Consider the following 21,358-nt stretch of genomic DNA (forward strand, 5'->3'; position numbering starts at 1 on the left):
GCCGAGCGGGTGGCGGGGTGGGACAGGGCCATGGGTACGCGGGAGTACGGAGCGGTGCATTGACCAGAGCGGCAGTGATGGGCGCGGGTTCGTGGGGCACGACCTTCGCCAAGGTGTTGCACGACGCGGGCACCGAGGTCGTGGTCTGCGCCCGCCGGCCCGAGATCGCCGAGGCGATCAACGAGCGCCGAGAGAACACCGACTACCTGCCCGGGGTCGACCTCCCCGAGGGCCTGCGCGCCACCGTCGACCCGGCGGAGGCGCTGACCGGCGCCGACATCGTGGCGCTGGCCGTGCCGTCCCAGACGCTGCGCGACAACCTGGCGGCCTGGCGCCCGCTGCTCCCGCCGGACGCCGTCCTGGTGAGCCTGATGAAGGGCATCGAGCTGGGCACCGGACGCCGGATGTCGGAGGTGATCGCCGAGACCACCGGAGCGTCCGCCGACCGGATCGCCGTGGTGGGCGGCCCCAACCTGGCCCGCGAGATCGCCACCGCCCAGCCCGGCGCCGCGGTGGCCGCCTGCTCCGACGAGGACGCCGCCCGGCGGATCCAGGCCGCCTGCATGACCCCGTACTTCCGGGTCTACACCAACACCGACGTGGTGGGCTGCGAGCTGGGCGGCGCGGTCAAGAACGTCATCGCGCTGTGCGTCGGCATCGCGTTCGGGCTCGGCTTCGGCGACAGCACCCGGGCGCTGCTGATGACCCGCGGGCTGGCCGAGATCGCCCGGCTCGGCGCGGCGCTGGGGGCCGACGAGCACACCTTCGCCGGGCTGGCGGGCCTGGGCGACCTGGTCGGCACCTGCAGCTCCCCGCTGTCGCGCAACCGCACGTTCGGGGAGAACCTCGGCCGCGGGATGACGCTGGAGCAGACCATCGCGGTGACCCGACAGACCGCCGAGGGCGTCAAGTCCTCGGAGGCGGTGCTGGAGCTGGCGCGCAAGTACGGTGTCGAGATGCCGATCACCGAGGTGGTCGCGGCGGTCATGCACCACGGGATGTCGATCTCCGAGGCGGCCTCGCTGCTGATGTCGCGTTCGCCGAAGCCGGAGCGCTACGGCGTCTGAGCCCGCCCCGTGCGCTCGTCCAGGGCGATCAGGCACAGCCGCTCGCACAGCTCGGGGAACCCGACGCCGGCCGCCGCCGCCGACTGCGGCATCAGGCTGGTGGCCGTCATGCCGGGCAGCGTGTTGGCCTCCAGGCACCACAGGCCGCCGTCGGCGTCCATCCGGAAGTCGACCCGGCTGTAGTGGCTGAGCTTGAGCGCCTTGTGCGCGTCCACCGCGAGCCGCTGCAGCTCGGCGGTCACGTCGCCCGGCAGGTCGGCGGGGAACGTCTCCACCGCGCCGCCGACCTGGTACTTGCTCTGGTAGTCGAAGATCTCGCCGAGCTGCGGAACGATCTCGCCCACCGCCAGCGGACGCCCGTCCAGCACCCCGACCACGAACTCGCGGCCCGGCACGAACCGCTCCACCATCACCTCGCGGTCGTAGACGGCCGCCGCCGCGACCGCCCCGGCCAACTGCTCGGGGGCCTTGACCACGGTGAGGCCGATGGTCGACCCCTGGGTGTTGGGCTTGACGATCGCCGGGAAGCCGATCCGGTCGGCGACCTCGGCGACGCCGACCGGCGCCATCGTCCAGTCCGGGGTGGGGACGCCCGCGCACCGGAACAGCCTCTTGGACACGTCCTTGTCCATCGCGACCGCGCTGCCCAGCACGCCGCTGCCGGTGTACGTGACACCCGCCGAGTCCAGCATGGCCTGGAGGGTGCCGTCCTCGCCGGAGCCGCCGTGCAGCGCCAGGAACACCACGTCCACCTCGCGCAGCGGGCCGCCCTCGGCGGTCAGGCGGGCGGTGAGCTCGGTGGCCGGGACGTCGTCGAGGCCCGGCGGGTCGTAGGCGACGGTGGAGCCGGTGAACGCCTCGACCTCGTCGGGGCCGAGCGCCCCCTTCGCCGTGTCGACGGCCAGCACGTCATGGCCCCGGCCGCGCAGCGCCGTGAACACCTGTGCGGCGCTGGCGATCGAGACATCGCGTTCCGAGCTCGCTCCTCCGAACACCACCGCGATGCGCATCAAGCCGTCCTCATAGCCGCCGTGTACTGGGCCTCGTCCGGGTCCGGCCCACGTGCGGTAAGCAGACTAGCAAGACCTGCGCGACCCGCCGAGGCGGCCGTCTACCTGGCGGAATCCGTCGCCGTCCTTACTGGGTCGTAAGAGCGCGGAAACCGTTCGGAAACAGCCGTACGGGCACGATCGGTGAGCACGATCTCGATCAGGACAGCTCAGCATCGTTCAGGAAGGAGCCCCTCGTGGTGCTCTCCCTGGCGCCGACCACCATGGCGCCGCTCCCGCCCGTCCCGGCCGCGGCCCGGGCGGTGCCCGGCCACAACCGCTGGCATCCCGACATCCCGGGGGTCGCCGAGGTGATCACCGGCGGCTCCGTCCGACTGGAGTGCGAGGGCCGGCCGCCGGGCGGCGAACCCGTGCTGTGCGGGCCGATCGTGGTGATCGGCGCCGAGGCCGGCGACGTGATCGTGGTCGACGTGCTCGGTGTCGGCCCGCCCGGCGGTCATCCCGTGCCCACCGGCCATCCCGGCGTGATCGGCTGCGCCCCCGCCCCGCACGCCGTGCACACGCCGTCCGACGCGGCCCCGGGCGGCCCCGCCGGCGCGGAGGGCGCGCTGCTCGGTCGGGTGCGGCCCGGGCTGGCCGGTTACGACCAGGTGGCGGCGCAGGCCGTTCCGACCGCCGCCCGCGGCCGGGAGGTCGGCGGCTGCGGCATCGCCCCGCTCACCGCCGGCTCCAGGATCCTGCTGCCGGTGCACGCCCGGGGGGCCAAGCTCTCGGTCGGCGACCTGCACTTCCCGTCCCGCGGCGCCCTCGACTGCCGCACCGCGGCGCTGCCCGGCTGGATCGACCTGCGGATCAACCTGACCCGACGCGGGATCGAACGCTTCGGCATCACCGGCCCGATGCTGATGCCCGACCCCGACACCGCCTGACCACGGCGCCGTTCGGCCCCGGCCGCGATCCCGGCCGAAGCACCACGGGACGGCCCTAATCCCCGGCGGCCGGCGCGCCCTTGGCGAGCCCGGTGGGGTTCGTGGGCGACCCGAGACCGGGTGCGGGGATCGTCTTGAAGCGCGGCCAGATAGACGAATGTGCATGATGCGACAGATCATGCTGACGGTCGCCGTGACGGCCGCCGTCCCCGTCCTGCCCGCCCTGCTCCCGGCCCTGCCCGCGGCCGCCGACGAGGCCCCGACCGGGGGCCGGATCCAGGTCCTGCCCGTGGGCGCGGAGCCCGCCGCCGCCGTCGACTCGAACCGGGTCTGCCGGTTCTACCTCGCCGCCTCCGGATTCCGGGGGGCCGACCACGTCGGCTACCGGGTCAACCGCGTCTCCGGCTCCTCGCGCGTCTCCGTCTCCGGCACCGTGTTCCTCGCCGGCGGCAAGGGCAAGAGCAACGACATCCGCGTCCCCGACGGCCGCTACACGATCAGTTGGACGGCGCCCGGAGCCACGGTCCCGTCCGGACGGCGGGTGATCACGGTCGCCTGCAACGCGCCCGCCGAGACGCCCGCCGCCGGAACGAACGCCCCGGGTCAGCCGAAGGCCCCGGGAACGGCGCCGGGCAAGGACGTCGACCCGGCCGCGACCGCCGCCCCCGCCACCGCTCCCGAGGGCCCGGTCACCCCGCTGACCCCCGCCCCGGGAACGGGGGGCGTCCTCGGCACGCCGAACCACTCCACGCCCAACGACTCCGGAGCCCTGACCGGCAAGGCCACCGAGGCCCTGAAGCCGCTGCTGCCCAAGTGGCTGACGACCGTCCTCGCGCCGGGCGCCCGCTGACCGACCACCATCACCCCGGCCGCCGCGACCACGGCGGCCGGGGTGACGCATTCCCGCCCGAAAACACGTTGCACCCGTCCCGCACCCCTGGCACGGTTGACGACATCGGCCCGAACGACAGGCCGTCGAAGACTTTCGAGAGGAGGACCGGCCATGCGCATGGAGCGCCTACACCACCGACTGCCCTCGGCGTCACCCGCCCGCCACGGCCGGCCCCTCGCGCACTGACCCCGGTCCCTCCGGGACCTCTCCGGCCGCGCCGATCCGGGTGACGCCTCCCCGATCCCACGCGGCTCTACTCCAACGGGCAGAGAGGCCACTTTCAGGAAGTGGATGCTCCGGGTTCGAATCCCGGGAGCCGCACGCCGCCCCCGTGGCCCAACAGGCAGAGGCACTTCGTCGAGAGCGAAGACGTTGCAGGTTCGAATCCTGCCGGGGGCACGTGATGGTCCAACCAGCCATCGGTTTCGGTCGTATTGCAGCCGAACCGATAGATTCTGGACGTGTTGATCGGTCGGGGGAAAGAACAGGTCGCGCTCGACCGACAACTGACGGCGACCCGCTCCGGGAAGGCCGGGGCGCTGGTCATCCGGGGTGAGCCGGGTGTCGGCAAGTCGGCGATGCTGGACTATGCCGCCGAGGCCGACGGGTTCAGGGTGGTCAGGGCGCAGGGAAGCGATTTCGAGTCCGAACTGCCCTTCGCCGGGCTGCACATGTTGCTGGGTTCCTCCTTGGATCGGCTGCCGGCCCTCCCGGAGCCCCAGGCGCAGGCCTTGGGCGCGGCTCTGGGGGCGACCGGGGCGGCGGCCGGGGACCGGTTCCTGGTGGGCTTGGCGGTGCTGTCGCTGTTGGCGGAGCTGGCCGAGGAGAGGCCGGTGCTCTGCCTGGTCGACGATGCCCAGTGGTGGGATCGGGCCTCGGTCGAGGCCATGGTGTTCGCCGCGCGGCGCCTCGACCATGACGGTGTGATGATGGTGTTCGCCGTACGCGACGCCGGTGACACCGATGCGCTGGACGTGCTGGGCGGGCTGCCCGAGCTGCATCTCTCCGGTCTGGATCGCGAGGCGGCTCGGGCGCTGCTGGCCAGGCACAGCCCCGAGCTGGCCCCGGCCGTACGCGACCGGATCCTCAAGGAGGCCGACGGCAATCCGCTGGCGCTGATCGAGCTACCCGCCGGGCTGGAGGCCGAACAGCGGTCCGGCCGGCCGCCGTTCGGGCCGCAGGATCGGACCTCGCTGCCGTTGCCCGGCAGGTTGCAGCGGGCGTTCGGCGTGCGGGCGGCGGGGCTCAGCGAGGCGGCGGGGACGCTTCTGTTGACGGCCGCCGCCGAGGAGACCGGAGACCTGGACGTCGTGGTGCGCGCGGCCGCCCGGTTCGGCGCCGGCCCGGCCGAACTGTTGGAGGCCGAGCAGACCGGGCTGTTGCTGTTGAGCGACGGCCGGCTGGCCTTCAGGCACCCGCTCGCGCGGGCGGCGGTGCTGCAGGCCGCGCCGGTCGCCCGGCGAATGATGGTCCATCGGGCCCTGGCGGCCGAGATCATCACGGGTTCGGACGACGAAGCCGCCGATCGGGCGGCCTGGCATCTGGCCTCTGCCGCGACCGGCCCCGACGAACAGGTGGCCGCACGGCTGGAGGAGGCGGCGCTGCGGGCCGAGACCAAGTCGGGCTTCGGGGCGCAGGCTGCCGCATTGGAACGTGCCGCCGAGTTGACTCCCGACCGCGACCGGCGCGCCGCGCGACTGGTCTGCGCCGCCGAGGCCGCGGCCGCCGGCGGCGACATCCACCGGGCCGCCGAGATCGCCGGTCATTGCGACAATGATCCGCTGGACGGTTCGCTGGCCGCGCGACTGGCCTGTGTGCGGGCGACGGTCGAATTCGACATCGGCTCCCCGCTGACCGCGGGACGCATGCTGTTCGGCGCCGCCACGGACCCGGAGCGCCCGCCGTCGACCGAGCTCGCCGCCTCGATGCTGGTGGACGCGATCCGCAACGCGTACTACGGCTGTGACCCGGAGTTGGCCACCCAGGCCGCCTCGGCGCTGATGGAGCTGGTCGGGGAGATGCCGCTCACGAGCGCGCTCATGGGCCTGGCCAGGCTGCTGGACAACGACTGGGCGTACGCCATCCCGCGGATCCGGGCCTTCACCGAGGAGGTCCGTTCCCGTCCCCCCGGGAGTCTCGCGCCGCGAGAACGCCTGGCGGTCGTGGGGATGAGCCTGATCACGGGGGACGAGCGGGGCGCGCTGACGCTGCTGGAGCAACTGACCGACGAGGTTCGCGACCACGCCATGGTCGGATGGCTGCCGGTGACGCTCAAGCAACTGGCGTTCGCCGAGTTCTTCACCGGACGGATGCGCGACGCGCGGGCGCACGCCGAGGAGGGGCTCGCCCTGGCCGAGAGCACCGGGCAGGCCCCGCACGCCGCGCATCTTCGCTGTGTGCTGGCCTGGTTCCCGGCGCTCGCCGGGGATGAGAGGCGATGTCGTGATCTCGTGGAGGCCCCCCTGCTGAGCGCGGCGCGGCGCCAGGACGCGGGCAGCGCCTTCTACGGTATGCAGGCGCTGGTCCTGCTCGAGTCCGGTCTCGGTCAGTACAGGCGGATGCTGGAACGGTTCGACGCGGCCTTCAACTCCGTCGGCGGATTCTGGATCACGTACTGTGCCCCCGATCAGATCGAGGCCGCCGTCCGGATCGGGCAGCCCGGCCGAGCCTCGGAGTCCCTGGAGAAGTACATCGCCGGTGCCCACGGGTCCGGGCAGTCGTGGGCGCAGGCCGTCGCCCAGCGCTGTCTGGCGCTGACCGCCTCCGGCGACGCCGTCGATGAGCACTACCGCGCCGCACTGGACCTGCACCGGCTCGGCGGACGGCCCTTCGAAGAGGCTCGGACCACGCTCCTGTACGGCGAGTACCTGCGACGATCCCGGCGCAAGGCGGAGGCCCGCACCCACCTGAGGGCCGCCCTCGAAACCTTCGAACGGTTCGGGGCCGTTCCCTGGGCGGAGCGGGCCCGCGCCGAGATCCGCGCCACGGGAGTGCCGACACCCAGCCCACGGCTCGGATCCTCGCTCGACCTGCTGACTCCACAAGAGCTCCAGGTCGTACGGCTCGCCGCCCTAGGGATGTCCAACCGGGACATCGCCATCCGGCTCTTCCTCAGCCCGCGGACAGTGGGCTACCACCTGTACAAGGCCTTCCCGAAACTCGGCGTCAGCTCCCGTTCCGACCTGAGCGGCATCGACTTCAGCGCGGTCGCGTGACCCACTCCGCATAGCCGCAGGTCGCAGCCACCGCCTCGAAGCCTGTACCGATACCGAGGCGGGTGGCCCCGTTGCGATGACTGATTCCTTCCCACGCCCGGCTCATTAGCGTCGCCGCCGACCGGTCACTTCGAGCTTCGGGAGCAGAATGTCCAGACCAAAGAGGCCGCCGCGGTTCGCCGTGGTGGCCGCTGGTGGCGCGCTGCTGTTCTCCTTGGCGGCGGCGGTGCCGGCGACAGCCGGACCGGCCCCGGCCCCGGCCTCAGGGAACACGAGCCGATCTCAGACCATCAACCTGATCACGGGCGACGTCGTGGCGTACGACCGGGCCACGGGCGGCGCGCGGCTGACCGAACGCCGCCCCGGCATCTCCTACCGCTACCTGCGGTACGGCAAGGACCGCTATCTCATCCCCAGCGACGCACAGGACCTCGTCAACGGTCAGCGGGTCGACCGGGAGCTGTTCAATCTCGCGAGGCTGGTCAAGGACGACGTCGCCCGGCCGGGCAAACCGCTGCCGGTCCTGGTCGACTATCGGAGCGGGACGAAGCGCCTGGCCGGGAGCAGGCTCAAGGAACTCGCGAACGGGCTGCCGGGCGGCAAGGTCCGCAGAACCATCACCGGTTCGGACCTGGTCGCCTTCTCGGTCGACCCGACCAAGCCCGGTGCGGCCTGGAAGGCCCTCGCCGGCAGGACCGGTCTGCGCGGCTCGGTGAAGCGGCTCGTGCTCGACGCGAAGGTCCACGCCACCCTCGACCAGAGCACCGCACAGATCGGCGCTCCGGCCGCCTGGCAGGGCGGGCTGACCGGGACCGGGGCCAAGGTCGCCGTCCTGGACACCGGTATGGACACCCACCCCGACCTGCACGGGCGAGTGCTGGACGGCAAGAGCTTCCTGCCCCCCGATCCGGCGGACCCCAACCACGACGTTCCTCTGGTCGATCCGGACGGCCACGGCACCCATGTCGCCGCGACCATCGCCGGCCAGGGAACCGCGGGCACTCCCGCCCGTAAGGGCGTGGCCCCGGGCGCGAAGTTGCTCATCGGCAGGGTGCTGAACGGGAACGGCGTCGGCGATGTCTCGGACATCATCGCCGCCATGCATTGGGCGGCAGAGGAGAAGGACGCCGACGTCATCAATCTCAGCGTCGGCGGCTGGGACAGCGGGGAGGGCACCGATCTGGCCGCGGAGACGGTCAACGATCTGTCGGCCTCCACGGGCGCGTTGTTCGTCATCGCGGCCGGCAACAACGGCAAGACCCGTACGATCAACACCCCCGGCTCGGCCGCCGCCGCGCTGACGGTCGGCGCGGTCGACCGGAACGATCAGCTCGCGAACTTCTCCTCCCGAGGACCGGCCACGCGCGACGGCGCGGTCAAGCCGGAGATCACCGCCCCGGGCGTCGGCATCGTGGCCGCCCGCGCCGAGGGAACCGGTTTGGGCACACCGGTGAACGCCGCGTACACCGCACTGAACGGGACGTCCATGGCGACACCGCACGTCGCGGGAGCTGCGGCGATCCTCAAGCAGCGGCACCCCACCTGGGACGGAACGCGGATCAAGGCCGCACTCGTCGGCTCGGCCAAGGACGTCGGCCAGCCGGTGTACAACGGTGGCGCCGGCCGGGTTCAGGTGGATGAGGCCGTCACCCAGGCCGTGGTCGCGAGCCCGTCCACCGTGAACCTCGGACGGCTCGCCACCACTGCGCCGCAAACGCTGAATCGCACGGTGACGTACACCAACACGGGAACAGACCCGGTGACCCTCGGGTTGTCGGCCTCGGTCAAGAACAGCCACGGGCAGGACGTCGGCGCGTCGCTCTCGGCGCAGTCGCTCACCATCCCCGCCGGGGGGACCGGCCAGGTCCAGGTCACCATCGACACTCCGACCGCGTACTCGGGGCTCTACCAGGGCCGGCTCACCGCGACCTCGTCCGGCCGGACGGTCGTCACACCCATCGGCCTCGAACTGACGGACACCAAGCACCGAGTGAAGCTCCCGACCTATGACAGGGCGGGGGTGCCGCTGAGGTCCGCGTACTTCACCGTCGGCTCGCTCGACGACCCGTTCAAGCCATGGCAGAACCTCAGCCTCGCCGACCTTGATCAGGGTGCCGTCTGGCTGGAGAAGGGTCGCTACTTCTTCGCGCTCGATGCGACCCAAGGCGCGGGCACCACCGATTTCGGGACGATCGTCGCGGTCCACCCCGAGGTGGAGATCAATGGGGAGACGGAGGTCGTCTTCGACGCCCGTCAGATGAAGGAGGTGAAGGTCAACACCTCCGGTCCGTCCGTGCCCTCCGGCGAGGTCGACATCAGTTGGGAACGGAAGGTCGACGGGCTGCCGGTTCACAGCGCGAACGTGGGCGGCATCGGCAAGATCTGGGTCCTGCCGACCGGACCCCCGGCACACGGGCAGTTCGTTTTGGGCTACCAGGAACAGCACCTCAAGCCCCAGGTGATGCTGAGGTCGGGGAATGTCCAGGTGAACGCCCGCTACGAGGCGTTCGACCGCGAGTTCGCGTACCAGTCGCTGGGCAGGCTCGAGATGTATCCGCCGGGGACGAGCACCGTCTCGCTCGTCTACGCCGGGGACGGGAGCGCCGGGCAGATCCAGGGCGCCGCACTGCAGGGCAGGATCGCACTGGTCCAGGGGAGCGAGCTGTCGACCGCCCTGGCGGAACGGATCAAGGCGGCGGGCGCGGCCGGACTGGTGATCTTCGATTCTCGTGATGGGCGTGAGGCCCGCGGAACGAGTCAGGGCGGGAACGTGCTGCCGCTCACCTGGGTGACCAGGGCGGACGGGCTGCGGCTCCAGTCCGCCGCCGGGCTGACCACGATCGGCGCGAGCGCCCAGGTCGACTTGATCAGCACACCGAGGCCCGACGAGGTGTACAACGCGGCGAAGTTCTGGCGGAACCAGGTCCCGGAGGTGCCGCAGATCACCATGAACGTCGGCGAGAACACGGCTCTGCGCACGCAGTACTTCCCGGGTTCCGGCGGCCAGTACATGACGCAGTACAACCTGGCCGGACCGGCCTACCAGCACTATGACCCGTCCGTATGGTCGTTCGTCGGCTTCTGGGGTCCGGTACGCCGCCAGGAGTACTTCCCGGTCGACCCGGATCTGATCTGGCACCGGATCATCCGTCCCGGTGGTCAGCACCACCCGGCCTGGGCGCGCTGGGACACCTTCCCGGCCGAATCGGTGAAGACGGAGACCCGCGCGAGAGCACCGTTCCGCCTGGGGCAATCGGCCAGACAGGTCCGCCCCACGTTCGCGAGTTCGCTCGGTGCCAAGGCCACGCCGCTGTTCCTCGGCCGGCGCGGCGACGTCCTCTACCCCGTGGCCCAGAGGTTGGCCGGTGAGGGGCATCACGAGAGCGGCTTCGTGGATGACGAGAGCGATGGAGAGATCGCGCCCGACGGCACCCGGGTGACCCTCACTCTGACCCGTGGCGGAGTCGAGGTGCCGTCCCGCCCAGAAGGGGGGTTCACCGCGTACGACGTGCCGCCCGGCTCGGCCTGGTACCGGCTCCGGGCGGTGTACACGCCGAAGGTATGGGGCTTCGAGGACGGCGTGGTGGACACGACCTGGGGCTTCGACTCCCAGACTCCGGCCGCCGGCACCGTGCCCACCGGCTACGCGTGCGGGTTCACCGGGACCGCCGGCAGCGGCGACTGCGCGGCGACCCCGCTGCTGCTGCTCGACTACGGCATCCCCCACGACCTCGACTACCGGGTCCCGAAGGCCTCCACCGTCAACATCACGGTCACCCGCCATCACCAGCCGGGCGCCCCCGACCCCGAGTTCGCCGAACTGGCGGCCTCCGTCTCCTACAACGGCGGCACCACCTGGCAGTCCATCACGCCGACCCGGAACTCCGGAACGCAGTACACACTGCCGGTGGCGACCCCCGACCAGCCCGGAGCGAAGGTCAGCCTCCGGATCCTGGCCGAGGACGCCGACGGCAACACCATCACGCAGACGTTCAAGGACGTCGTCAGCCTGAGCGGCTAACGCCGTGAGCCCGCGCGGCGAGGCGCACCACCGCACCTCGCCGCGCGGCTCTGACGCCGGTCATGGGCCGGGGGCCGTCTCCTGACGGCAGGCTCCCGCGGCTTCAGCGCGCGAACCCGTGCAGCAGGGCCCTGACCATCGATGCGGGGTCCGGCTGTGGCACGTCGATGAGGCCGCGGTAGACGACCAGGCCGACGACCATGTCGGCCAGCAGCCACAGGTCGGTGTCCGGGGACAGTTCGCCCCTGTCGATCGCGCGCTCGAAGATCGCCCAGTCGCTGCGTCGCTTGTCGCGCATGGCGGTGCGGATGACCTCGGCGACGCCGGGGTCCCTGGCCGCCTCGCCGAAGACCTCCCTGGTCGTCTTCGCGAACTCGGGCGTGTTCCAGCCGGCGAGCGTCTGGGTCACGATCACCATCAGGTCGCCTTCGAGCGAGCCGGTGTCGGGCGTCTCCGGGACCTGGGCGTTCAAGGCGAGGGTGAGGGCGTCGAGCAGCATGTCGCGCTTGGTGGCGTAGCGGCGGAACACGCTGGCCCTGCCGACACCGGCGGCCGATGCCAGCTCGTCCATGGTGAACGAGGGCCCCTTGGCGGCCAGCAGCATGACCGCCGCCTCCTTGATCCGCGCATCGACGGTGGGATCGGGCTTGCGTCCGCGCGCCTTCATTGTGATACTCCAAGTATCAGAAACTCTGAGTCTCATAAATAGAGGTGGGAACCTGAGGGTACTCATCGTCGGCGGCGGCGTCGCGGGGCCGGCCGCGGCGCGCGGGCTCACCGCGGCGGGGCACGACGTCGAGGTGGACGAGGCGGCGCCGGAACTTCGCACCGAGGGCGGTTCGGTCACGATCTGGCCCGGGGCGATCGGCATCCTGCGAGAGTTCGCGGTCGACCTGGACGGCGCGGGCCCTGGGCGCTGAGCCGATCGCCCGATGACCCGCGCGCCTACGAACACGCCAGGTCCAAGAACGTTCGCAGGGTCGCGCGGATCGCGGGCGCCGAACTGCCGAGCCGACAAGGGCGGTTGAGCGGCCTCATGTCCGACGCGTCGGCCACCAGGTCCACCATCTCCTGGCTCCGCTCGGCCGGCGGCTACCTTCAGCAACAAGCCCGGCAATGCTCGGCCGTCACCCCACGCTGACCGAACACCGGGAACCTCGTCGGAGGGCATGTTCCTCCGGTTCAGGGCCGACTACGCATGGGTGAACGCCGAGGACGTTCGGGATGTGGGGGAGGGAGAGGCCGACTGCGACCAGCGGACAAGGGAACGCGCACTCCCCGCCATTTTCAAGTTATAGCGGACAGGGGGGCTTGCCACAAGACCCCCGTTCTGGCGCAGAATCGCAGGTCGAAAGTCTGATCCGGGGAAATGGGGGAGCGGAATGCGGGTTTTGTTGTCGGTGTACGGCTCGCGTGGGGACGTCGAGCCGATGGCGGCGCTCGCGGTGCGGTTGCGGGAGCTCGGCGTCGAGTCTCGGGTGTGCGCGCCGCCGGACGAGGAGTTCGCCGAGCGGCTGGCCGGGGCCGGTGTGACGCTGGTGCCGGCGGGGCTGCCGGTGCGGGAATTCATCAAGCGGGCCGGGGCCCGCCCGGCGGAGAATTTCCAGGATTCCGTGGCGGCGTTGCTCGCCGCGCAATACGAGGCGGTCGCCGCGGCCGCCGAGGGATGTGATCTGGTGGTGGCCACCGGTTTGATGCCGGCCTCCGCCGCCGCACGGTCGGTCGCCGAGCGGATGGGCATCGCGTACATGCTCACGGCCTACTGTCCATGGATCCTTCCGTCGCCTCACCACCGGCCGTTCTCGTACCCGACCCGACCGCTTCCCGAGGACGTCACCGACAACCGGGCGCTGTGGGAGCTGGACCGCGAGAACATGAACGTCATCTTCGGCGGGCCGCTGAACGAGCACCGGAGATCGATCGGGCTGCCCCCCGTGGAGAGCGTCCGTGACCACGTCTTCACCGATCGGCCGCTGCTGGCGGCGGACCCGACCCTGGCCCCTTGGCGGCGGCCGGCCGACCTGGACGTCGTTCAGACCGGAGCGTGGATCATCCCCGACGACCGCCCGCTGTCACCGGATCTCATGGCCTTCCTGGACGCCGGCGCACCACCGGTGTACGTGGGCTTCGGGAGCATGTCCATGAGCACGTCCAAGGACGCCGCCCAGGTGGCCATCGAGGCCGTTCGCGGCCACGGACGCCGCGCCATCGTCTCCCAGGGCTGGGCCGACCTGGGCCTGATCGACGACAAGGACGACTGTTTCGCCATCGGGGAGGCCAACCACCAGGCCCTCTTCGGTCGCGTGGCCGCCGTCGTCCACCACGGCGGCGGGGGAACGACGACCAAGGCGGCCCTGGCCGGCGCCCCTCAAGTGATCGTCCCCCAGGTGGTCGACCAGCCGTACTGGGGCCGTCGGGTCACCGAACTCGGCATCGGCGCGACCCTCGACGGCCCGACCCCGACCACCGAGACCCTGTCCGCCGCCCTCGACACCGCCCTGGCCCTCGAGACCCGCTCCCGAGCCTCTGGCCTCGCCGGCGAGATCCGCACCGACGGCGCCGCCACGACCGCCCGACTGATCCTCGACACCCTCGGATGAACGAACCCCACGACGCGCGTGGGCCGCACCGCCTCATCATCGGCCCGCGCGCGCCGGGGCCGGCCCTCTAGCGGGACCCTAGAAGATCACTAGATCCGTACTCGAAGCTGATCTTTGTGAGTCACGCCGGTAGTGCGTTCCACGAGGCGGGGCGGGGAGCGCGGGCGCCGCGCATCGGCCCGGTCCTGGTGCTGGCGGTGGGGTGCGCCGCGGTGATCGTCTGGGTGCTGCGCGAGCGGGCGCTGTACGTGCCCGTGGGATCGATCCAGTCGACCATGCCGATGGGCGGTCACGGGCACGGCCTCGATCTGCGGGTGCCCGCGCCCAGGGCGGGCCCGGGGCCGAGTCGGGCGGCGCTGGCGGTGCTGGCGCTGCATCAGGCGATCGCCGGGGTGGCGCTGGCGGCGTGGGGCGTACGGCGACTGTGCGCGAGGGTCGGGCGGGACGTCCAGGGGGCCGCGGCCCTGTTGGGGTTCGCCGTCGCCGCCGCGGTCGTCATGGCCGTGGTCTGCGTGCCGGCCGCGCACCTGGCGCTGGGGGCGGTGTCGTCCTCGGTCGCGGTGGCCGAGGCGGTGGCGGTGCTGCGCCTCACCTTCATGCTCACGGTCGTCGGCGGAATGCTGCTCGGCGTCCCCTAGCGGCCGGGCGCGGATGGAAGGGACCTCGATGCTCAACCGAAGAGACAGCCTCAAGCTCGGCGCGGTGGCGGGCGCGGCGATGCTGGTGCCGGCCGGTCGGCTCTCCGCGGTGTTCGCGGACGACGAGGGGACGGCGAGCACGCCGTTCACGCGCGCGCTGCCGATCCCGCCGGTGCTGAGGCCGGTGTCGTCCACCGCCGACCACGACCTGTACGACATGACGCTCGCGCCGACCACGGCGAGCATCCTGCCGGGGCTGCAGACGCCGCTGCTGACGTTCAACGGCTCGTTCCCCGGGCCGACCATCAGGGCGCGGCGGGGGCGCGCGTCCAAGGTGCGGGTCACCAACCGGATGACGACACCCTCGTCGGTGCACCTGCACGGCGCGGACGTGGCGCCCTCCAGCGACGGTCACCCGGTGGACCTCATCCAGCCGGGCGAGAGCAAGATCTACCACTATCCGAACCGGCAGCCCGCCGCGACGCTGTGGTACCACGACCACGCCCACCACATCGAGGCCGAACAGGTCTACCGGGGGCTGGCCGGGCTCTACCTGATCGGTGACGCCGAGTCGGACGCGCTGGGGCTGCCCGGCGGGCAGTACGACATCCCGCTGTTCATCCGGGACGCGGCGTTCGACGAGCAGGGACGGCTGCTGTTCACGTTGGACGACTTCGCGAGCCGACGGGTGGTGCTCGTCAACGGGGCCCACCAGCCCTTTGTGCAGGTGCGGCGGCGCAAGTACCGGCTGCGGCTGGTCAACGCGGCCAACTCCCGCCCGATCCGGCTGGTGCTCAGCGACGGCGGCGAGTTCGTCCGCATCGCCTCCGACGGCGGTCTGCTGGAGCACCCGGTCCGCGGCACGTCGATCGAGCTGTGGCCCGCCGAACGGGCCGAGGTGGTCGTGGACTTCACGAACCACGCCACCGGCAGCACGCTCTACCTGGAGAACGTCTTCAACGGGCCGGAGACGCCCAACCGGCAGCTCCTGCAGTTCCAGGTGGGCGAACCGGTGCCCGACCCCAGCCGGGTGCCCGACACTCTGCGCACCCACCCCGACCTCGGCGAGCCCATCCTGACCCGCACCATCAACATGGGCCGGGACGCCACGAACACGTTCTACGCCATCAACGGCCTGCCGTACGACCCCGACCGGATCGACTTCCGCTGCAAGCGCGGCAGCACGGAGCTGTGGGTCGTCAACAACACCGACGGGCAGTACAACTTCCCGCACTCGATGCACGTCCACCTGGTGCAGTTCCGCGTGCTGGACCGCAACGGCGTCCCGGTGGGGCCCGAGGAGGCGTATCCGAAGGACACGGTGCGCATTCCGGCCGGTCAGACGGTGCGGATGCTGGTGCGCTTCGAGAGTCCCTTCACCGGCGTCTACCCGTACCACTGCCATTTCCTCGACCATTCCTCGGCGCACATGATGGCGCAGTTGGAGGTCGTCCCCTGAGGACCTCCGAGAGGCGGCTCCTGATCGCCGTCGCGGCGGCGCCCGCCGCCCTGGTGACCGCCCTGCTCGCGGTCCGTGCGGGCGCGCCGCCGGCGGTGCCGGGGCTGTCGGGCGAGGGCGCGGTGACCCGGTGGGGGCTGCCCCTGGCGAAGACGGCGATGGACGGCGCCGGCGTCGTGACCGTCGGTGCGGCGTTGATGGCCGTCGTCCTGCTCCCCGGCGCGGACGGGCGGCTGGGGGAGGCGGCGCGAGCCTGGACGACCGTGGCGTCGCGGGCGGCCCTGGCCTGGGCCGTCGCCGCCGTGGTCACGCTGGTGTTCCGGGCCTCCTCGGTCTTCGGCGTGCCGGTGACGGACGTCCTCGGCGGTCGGTTCGGCGAGTTCGTCGACTTCGCGTCCGGGAACGCGCCCGGTCTCGGGCCGGCGGTCGTGGCGGTGCTGTCGGCGGCGGCGTCGATGCTGGCCCGAGGGGCCGCCACGGCCGGTCGCGGCGCGTGGACGCTGGCGGTGGCGTCGGCGGCCCTGCTGCCGCCCGCGTTGACCGGTCATTCGGCCTCGTCGCCCGACCACGACCTCGCGAGCACGGCCGTCGCCGTTCACGTGGTGGCGCCGGCGCTGTGGGTGGGCGGGCTGCTCGCGGTGTGCGTGCACGCCCTACGGCGGCGGCCCGACGCGGACGTCGCCGCCGGGCGCTTCAGCCGGATGGCCCTGTGGTGCTACCTCGTGCTGGCGGTGGCGGGGGTCGCCGCCGCCGTGTCCCGGCTGCCGTCGCCCGCCGACCTGGTGGCCGGGCCGTACGGGATGCTCATCCTGGTCAAGTGCGTGCTGTTGTCGGTGCTCGGACTGATCGGGCATCGGCATCGCACGTCCACGCTGCCGAGACTGCGCGCGGGGAACCCGGGCGCGTTCGTGCGCCTGGCGGTGGGGGAGCTGACCGTGATGGGCGTGGCGATCGGCGTCGCCGTCGCGCTCTCGGAGACGCCGCCGCCCGAGACGCCCCTCCCCGCCGACCCGCTCACCCGCGCCGTGGGCTTCCCCGTGCCGCCGCCGATCACGGTCGTCGACGTGGCGCTGCGGTGGCGGCTCGACCTGGCGATGTGCCTGATCGCCGCGGTGTTCGCCGGGCTGTACGCGGCCGGGGTGCTGCGGCTGCGGCGCGACGGCGTCCGATGGCCCGTGCGCAGAACGCTCGCCTGGTGCGCGGGCGTCCTCCTCCTGGTGGTCGTCACGCAGAGCGGGCTCGCCAAGTACGCCAGGGTGATGTTCAGCATGCACCTGCTCCAGAACATGGCCCTGGCGGGGCCCGTTCCGCTGCTCCTGCTGCTCGGGTCGCCGCTCACGCTGGCGCGGCGTGCGCTCCGCCCGGCGGCGATCCCGGGCGACCGCGGCCCGCGCGAATGGCTCGCCGCGCTGTCCGGGAGCCGGGCCGCGCGGTTCTCCGCCCTTCCGCCGGTGGCCGCCGTGATCTCCATCGCCGCCGTGTACGCGCCGTACACGACACCGCTGTACGAGACGGCGATGGAGATCCCCCTCGGCCACTCGGCGATGAGCCTGGGATACCTGGCGCTGGGCTGCCTGTGCCTGAACGGGCTCCTCGGGTCACGGGCGGCCCGGGCCGGTCACACGTCCAGACGCACGCCGTACTCGGTCATCCAGAAGTCGAACTCGATGAGCCGTTCCAGGACCGCTCGCGCGCCCCAAGGGCCGCCGACCTCGTAGGCGCCCTCGGGGCGGGCGAGCAGCGCCCGGATCCGATGGAGGGGGACGAGCTCCAGCACCGGGGAGCCCGGGGCGCAGAGCTTGTCCACCCGGGCCCGCAACGCCCGCTCGTACGCGTGGTCCTGGGTGGACGGGTAGGGGTTCTTCTTCCTGGTCAGCACCGACTCGGGCAGCAGGTCCGCGACGGCCGCGCGCAGCAGGCTCTTCTCCCGGCCGTCGAAGGTCTTCATCCGCCAGGGGACGTTGTAGACGTACTCGACGAGCCGGTGGTCGCAGAACGGCACCCGGACCTCCAGGCCCGCCGCCATGCTGATCCGGTCCTTGCGGTCCAGCAGGAAGTTCTCCCAGCGGGTGAGGTTGAGGTGGCTCACCTCCCGCATCCGTGCCTGCAGCGCGCCCTCGCCCGGCAGCCGGGGCACCTCGGCCAGCGCCTCGGAGTACCGCTGCGCGATGTAGTCGCCCAGCCCGAGCCGGTCCCACAGGCCCGCCTCGCGGAGCGCGCCGATCCCGCCCGCCTTCTCGAACGGGTGATGCCAGGGGAACGTGGAGCCGTGCACGGCCGCCGGGTCGTGGAACCAGGTGTAGCCGCCGAACAGCTCGTCGGCCGCCTCGCCGGACAGCGCCACCGTCACCCGCTCCTTGATGGCCCGGCAGAGCAGGTAGAGGGAGTACTCCATGTCCCCGGTGGAGATCGGCAGGTCCTGGGCCCGCAGCGCCGCCTCCCGGGCCCGGTCGTCGAGGATGTCGTGGTTGTCGAGCAGCACGTGCGCGTGCTCGGCCCCGACGTGCGCGGCCACCTCGATGGCGAACGGGGTGTCGGGGTCCTCCCACTGCACGTTCGCCCGGAACCGCTCGTCGTGGCCGACGAAGTCGACGCTGAAGGCCGGCAGCGGCGTGGCGGCGGCGGACCCCCCGGTGAACCGGGCCGCCAACGCGGTCACCGCGCTGGAGTCCAGGCCGCCGGACAGCAGGACGCCGACCGGGACGTCGGCGAACAGTTGCCGCTCGACGATGTCCTCCAGCAGGTCGCGGACGGTCCGCACGGTGGTGTCGAGGTCGTGCTCGTGGTCCCGACCCTCCAGCCGCCAGTACGTGCGCTGCGAGACGCCGTTGCGGGACACCCGGACCACGGTGCCGGGCCGCACCTCGAACATGCCGCGGAAGACGGCGTGCCCGGGGGTCTTGACGATGCTGAACAGCTCCCGCAGGCCGTCCAGGTCCACCGCGGCCTCGACCTCGGGATGGGCGAGGATCGCCTTCGGCTCCGAGCCGAACAGGACCCCGTCCGACAGGGGGTGGTAGTAGAGCGGCTTGATCCCGATCCGGTCCCGGACCAGGAGCAGCTCCTCCGAGCGGGCGTCCCAGATGGCGAAGGCGTACATCCCGTTGAGGCGGTCGACGAGGTCCTCGCCCCATTCGAGATAGGCGCGCAGCACCACCTCGGTGTCGCTGTCGGTGCGGAAGCGGTGGCCCCGGGACCGCAGCTCGTCCCGCAGCTCACGGAAGTTGTAGACCTCGCCGCTATAGGTGATGACGGCCTGCGGGGCGTCCGGCGGCCCGGCGGCCATGGGCTGCGCCCCGCCCTCCAGATCGATGATCGACAGTCGGCGGTGCCCCAGCACGGCGTGCGCGCCCGTCCACACGCCGCCGGCGTCCGGGCCGCGGAGCGCCATGGTCTCCGTCATCGCGGCGAGGACCTCGCCGACCCGTCGGTCCGCGCCGAGGTCGCGCCGGTAGCCCACCCAGCCGGTGATTCCACACATCGGTGCTCGGTCCTTCCCGTCAGGAACGGCTCGCGGCCAGGTCCACCACGGTCCCCAGCACCTCGGTCGGCAGCGGCTGCGCGCGGATCTCGGCCGCCAGCTCGCCGGCCCGTTCGGTGTACGAGGGGTCGTCCAGCAACGTCCGGCAGGCCGAGACGACCTCCTCCACGCCGTCGTCCTCGCCGGGGGTGAGCATGAGCGCGGCGCCGTACGCGGTGAGCCGCTCGGAGGGCCCCACGGAGGCGGCCATGTTGGGCATGAGGAGCTGCGGCACCCCGAGGGCCATGCCCATCAGCGACGAGCCGCCGCCCGCGTGGTGGACGAACAGGTCGCAGGTGGGGCCGATGACGTCCAGCGGCATCCAGCCCGCGTGCACCCGGTCCAGCCCGGCGGCGGCGTCGGCCGCGACGTCGTCGGGCGTGGCGATGACGATCTCCACGTCCAGCTTGGCGACCTTCCCGGTCAGGTCGCGCAGGAAGTCCAGGTACTGCTCGCGGTTGACGCGGGCCCCGGCGGTGACCATCACGCGGCGGTGTTCGCCCTTCGTGTACATCCAGGGTTCGAGCCGTCGCTGCGGGGCGCAGGGGACGTACCGCATCTGCTGCGCCGGGCCCGCACCGGGCGGGCGCAGGCTCGGCGGGCAGATCTCGACGAACAGGTCGGGGACGAGCGGCTCGTCCAGGCCCAGCGCGGCCAGTTCGCCGGCCAGCTCCTCCCACGCCCCCCGGTCGGACTCGGGGGGCTCGCCGGAGTCCCAGGCGTGCCGGACCCACGGCACCCCGAGCCGTCGGGCCAGCAGCGCGGCGCCGAAACTCAGCATCCCGCCGACCACCACGTCCGGCCGCCAGGCCTCGGCCAGTTCCAGCAGCCGCGGCTGACTGGCGGCGGCCAGACGCCCGAAGCCCCGGCCGATGAACGTCATGTGCTCGACCGGGTCCGTGGGCCACTCCAGCGGTGCGCCCGTGCGGTCCTTGGCGAGGTACTCCAGCATCCCCGCGGACGTCACCGGGACCGCGGGCAGCCCGAAGCCCGCGACCACCGGCATCATCGCCTCGGTGGACGCCATGAAGGTCTCGTGGCCCGCGTTGCGGGCGGCCGTGGCGAGGGGGATCAGCGCGTAGACGGTCGCCGGGCTTCCACCGGCGAGGAAGAGGATTCGCATGCCGGGAAAGCTAGGCCGCGCACCTCGGGGTGCCTTAAAGGACGGACAGGGCCGCATGTGGCGGGCCCGCCCGGCCGCCCTACATGACGAGGCTGAACGGGACGAGGTCCGGGTCGCCGTCGGCCGACAGCATCGCCTCGTGCAGCCGGCGCAGCGGGAGCGAGGGGCCGAGCCCGAGCTCGTCGGCGAGCGTCGAGCGCAGCCTGGAGTAGATCTCCAACGCCTGCGCCTGCCGCCCGGACCGGTACAACGCCAGCATGTACTGCGCCTGCAGCCGTTCGTTGAGCGGATGCTGCGCGGCGGTGGCGCACAACTCGCTGAGGATGTGCTGGTGGTGGCCGAGCCGCAGCTCCACCTCGAAGCACTGGTCGAGGGTGGAGATCCGGGCCTCCTCCAGACTGTCCACATCGGCGCGCAGCAGGGGACCGGTCTGCACGTCGCTGAGCGCGGGCCCGCGCCAGGCGGCGAGCGCCCGGCGCAGCAGGTCGACCGCGCGCAGGTCGTCGTGGTGACGCGCGGCGTCCCGGCCCTCCCGGGTCCACCGCTCGAACTCCATCAGGTCCAACGAGCCGGGGGCGACGGTGAGGTAGTAGCCGCGCTTGCCGGTGACGAGCTCCTTGTGCGCGCCGGCCACCGAGCCGACCCGCGGGGAGGCGGCCAGCGACTTGCGAATCTGAAGTATGTAAGTCTGCAATGTAGGTATAACGGTGCGTGGTGGGTCGCTCGCCCAAAGCTCTTCGATGCACGCCTCCGTCGAGACGAAACGGTTGGCGTTCATCAGGAGCAGCGCGAGGAGTTGACGCTGCTTCGGGGCACTGGGAAGGCAGTTCACTCCATCGTCCATCACCATCAGTGCGCCGAGCACTCCGAACCGCATGGCACCT

15 protein-coding genes and 2 tRNA genes are annotated in these 21,358 nt (G+C 72.0%); 12 read left to right on the forward strand and 5 right to left on the reverse strand.

All coding sequences use genetic code 11. The features are described 5' to 3' along the window. Window positions 1-59 precede the first annotated feature (59 nt). Window positions 60-1,067: an NAD(P)H-dependent glycerol-3-phosphate dehydrogenase gene (locus DFJ69_RS22295; protein WP_116024396.1), complete on the forward strand. Its 1,008-nt coding sequence runs from the start codon at window positions 60-62 to the stop codon at window positions 1,065-1,067. Here DFJ69_RS22295 and DFJ69_RS22300 read toward each other — a convergent pair. After that, the gene (locus DFJ69_RS22300; protein WP_116024397.1) at window positions 1,055-2,077 is read right to left on the reverse strand and encodes a D-alanine--D-alanine ligase family protein; all 1,023 of its coding nucleotides are present in this window, start codon (window positions 2,075-2,077) and stop codon (window positions 1,055-1,057) included. The genes DFJ69_RS22295 and DFJ69_RS22300 overlap by 13 nt on opposite strands. A 236-nt stretch (window positions 2,078-2,313) precedes the next feature. Between DFJ69_RS22300 and DFJ69_RS22305 the strand changes: the two genes are divergently transcribed. From DFJ69_RS22305 to DFJ69_RS22330, 6 genes are all read left to right on the forward strand, one after another. Beyond that, window positions 2,314-3,006 carry an acetamidase/formamidase family protein gene (locus tag DFJ69_RS22305; RefSeq protein ID WP_245974521.1) on the forward strand — a complete coding sequence of 231 codons (693 nt, stop codon included), beginning with the start codon at window positions 2,314-2,316 and terminating at the stop codon, window positions 3,004-3,006. Window positions 3,007-3,169: 163 nt separating this feature from the next. Next, window positions 3,170-3,856, forward strand: a complete 687-nt coding sequence (locus tag DFJ69_RS22310; protein WP_147312392.1) for a hypothetical protein — start codon at window positions 3,170-3,172, stop codon at window positions 3,854-3,856. Between the two features lie 289 nt (window positions 3,857-4,145). Continuing rightward, window positions 4,146-4,219: transfer RNA gene (locus DFJ69_RS22315), tRNA-Leu, on the forward strand. 4 nt (window positions 4,220-4,223) lie between these two features. Then, a tRNA-Leu gene (locus DFJ69_RS22320) sits at window positions 4,224-4,297 on the forward strand. Window positions 4,298-4,359: 62 nt separating this feature from the next. Continuing rightward, window positions 4,360-7,113, forward strand: coding sequence for a helix-turn-helix transcriptional regulator (locus DFJ69_RS22325; RefSeq protein ID WP_211328702.1), 2,754 nt, complete (start codon window positions 4,360-4,362; stop codon window positions 7,111-7,113). Between the two features lie 148 nt (window positions 7,114-7,261). Next, window positions 7,262-11,134: a S8 family peptidase gene (locus tag DFJ69_RS22330; RefSeq protein WP_116024400.1), complete on the forward strand. Its 3,873-nt coding sequence runs from the start codon at window positions 7,262-7,264 to the stop codon at window positions 11,132-11,134. Window positions 11,135-11,237: 103 nt separating this feature from the next. Here the strand turns inward: DFJ69_RS22330 and DFJ69_RS22335 are convergent, their stop codons facing one another. Continuing rightward, window positions 11,238-11,738 (reverse strand): TetR-like C-terminal domain-containing protein, encoded by a 501-nt coding sequence (locus DFJ69_RS22335; RefSeq protein WP_211329006.1) that lies wholly within the window; start codon window positions 11,736-11,738, stop codon window positions 11,238-11,240. On the opposite strand from DFJ69_RS22335, the gene DFJ69_RS34980 reads away from it, so the two are divergent. From DFJ69_RS34980 to DFJ69_RS22355, 5 genes are all read left to right on the forward strand, one after another. Then, window positions 11,722-12,054, forward strand: a complete 333-nt coding sequence (locus tag DFJ69_RS34980) for a hypothetical protein (RefSeq protein ID WP_211328703.1) — start codon at window positions 11,722-11,724, stop codon at window positions 12,052-12,054. The genes DFJ69_RS22335 and DFJ69_RS34980 overlap by 17 nt on opposite strands. A gap of 462 nt (window positions 12,055-12,516) precedes the next feature. Continuing rightward, on the forward strand, window positions 12,517-13,734 hold the full coding sequence (locus tag DFJ69_RS22340) for a glycosyltransferase (protein ID WP_116024402.1): 1,218 nt from the start codon (window positions 12,517-12,519) through the stop codon (window positions 13,732-13,734). Between the two features lie 116 nt (window positions 13,735-13,850). Continuing rightward, window positions 13,851-14,372 carry a hypothetical protein gene (locus DFJ69_RS22345; protein ID WP_116024403.1) on the forward strand — a complete coding sequence of 174 codons (522 nt, stop codon included), beginning with the start codon at window positions 13,851-13,853 and terminating at the stop codon, window positions 14,370-14,372. Window positions 14,373-14,400: 28 nt separating this feature from the next. Then, window positions 14,401-15,831 carry a multicopper oxidase family protein gene (locus DFJ69_RS22350; RefSeq protein ID WP_211328704.1) on the forward strand — a complete coding sequence of 477 codons (1,431 nt, stop codon included), beginning with the start codon at window positions 14,401-14,403 and terminating at the stop codon, window positions 15,829-15,831. Between the two features lie 53 nt (window positions 15,832-15,884). Beyond that, window positions 15,885-17,549 (forward strand): bifunctional copper resistance protein CopD/cytochrome c oxidase assembly protein, encoded by a 1,665-nt coding sequence (locus DFJ69_RS22355; RefSeq protein WP_116024405.1) that lies wholly within the window; start codon window positions 15,885-15,887, stop codon window positions 17,547-17,549. On the opposite strand, the gene asnB is transcribed toward DFJ69_RS22355, so the two are convergent. The 3 genes from asnB to DFJ69_RS22370 all read right to left on the reverse strand — a co-directional run bounded on the left by asnB (window position 17,450) and on the right by DFJ69_RS22370 (window position 21,351). Next, window positions 17,450-19,312 carry an asparagine synthase (glutamine-hydrolyzing) gene (gene asnB / locus DFJ69_RS22360; RefSeq protein WP_116024406.1) on the reverse strand — a complete coding sequence of 621 codons (1,863 nt, stop codon included), beginning with the start codon at window positions 19,310-19,312 and terminating at the stop codon, window positions 17,450-17,452. The genes DFJ69_RS22355 and asnB overlap by 100 nt on opposite strands. Window positions 19,313-19,331: 19 nt before the next feature. Next, complete coding sequence (locus DFJ69_RS22365; protein WP_116024407.1) at window positions 19,332-20,474, reverse strand: nucleotide disphospho-sugar-binding domain-containing protein; 1,143 nt, start codon at window positions 20,472-20,474, stop codon at window positions 19,332-19,334. 79 nt (window positions 20,475-20,553) lie between these two features. Further along, complete coding sequence (locus DFJ69_RS22370; RefSeq protein WP_116024408.1) at window positions 20,554-21,351, reverse strand: AfsR/SARP family transcriptional regulator; 798 nt, start codon at window positions 21,349-21,351, stop codon at window positions 20,554-20,556. Window positions 21,352-21,358: the final 7 nt, after the last annotated feature.

This window comes from Thermomonospora umbrina (genome assembly GCF_003386555.1).
GTDB classification, from domain to species: domain Bacteria; phylum Actinomycetota; class Actinomycetes; order Streptosporangiales; family Streptosporangiaceae; genus Thermomonospora; species Thermomonospora umbrina.

Excerpts from the sequence above, each read along its gene's own strand:
- DFJ69_RS22340 (WP_116024402.1), top strand. The coding sequence starts at position 12,517 with ATGCGGGTTTTGTTGTCGGTGTACGGCTCGCGTGGGGACGTCGAGCCG.
- DFJ69_RS22350 (WP_211328704.1), top strand. The coding sequence starts at position 14,401 with ATGCTCAACCGAAGAGACAGCCTCAAGCTCGGCGCGGTGGCGGGCGCG.
- DFJ69_RS22370 (WP_116024408.1), bottom strand. The coding sequence starts at position 21,351 with ATGCGGTTCGGAGTGCTCGGCGCACTGATGGTGATGGACGATGGAGTG.
- DFJ69_RS22335 (WP_211329006.1), bottom strand. The coding sequence starts at position 11,738 with ATGCTGCTGGCCGCCAAGGGGCCCTCGTTCACCATGGACGAGCTGGCA.
- DFJ69_RS22300 (WP_116024397.1), bottom strand. The coding sequence starts at position 2,077 with ATGCGCATCGCGGTGGTGTTCGGAGGAGCGAGCTCGGAACGCGATGTC.
- DFJ69_RS22330 (WP_116024400.1), top strand. The coding sequence starts at position 7,262 with ATGTCCAGACCAAAGAGGCCGCCGCGGTTCGCCGTGGTGGCCGCTGGT.
- DFJ69_RS22365 (WP_116024407.1), bottom strand. The coding sequence starts at position 20,474 with ATGCGAATCCTCTTCCTCGCCGGTGGAAGCCCGGCGACCGTCTACGCG.
- DFJ69_RS22310 (WP_147312392.1), top strand. The coding sequence starts at position 3,170 with ATGATGCGACAGATCATGCTGACGGTCGCCGTGACGGCCGCCGTCCCC.
- asnB (WP_116024406.1), bottom strand. The coding sequence starts at position 19,312 with ATGTGTGGAATCACCGGCTGGGTGGGCTACCGGCGCGACCTCGGCGCG.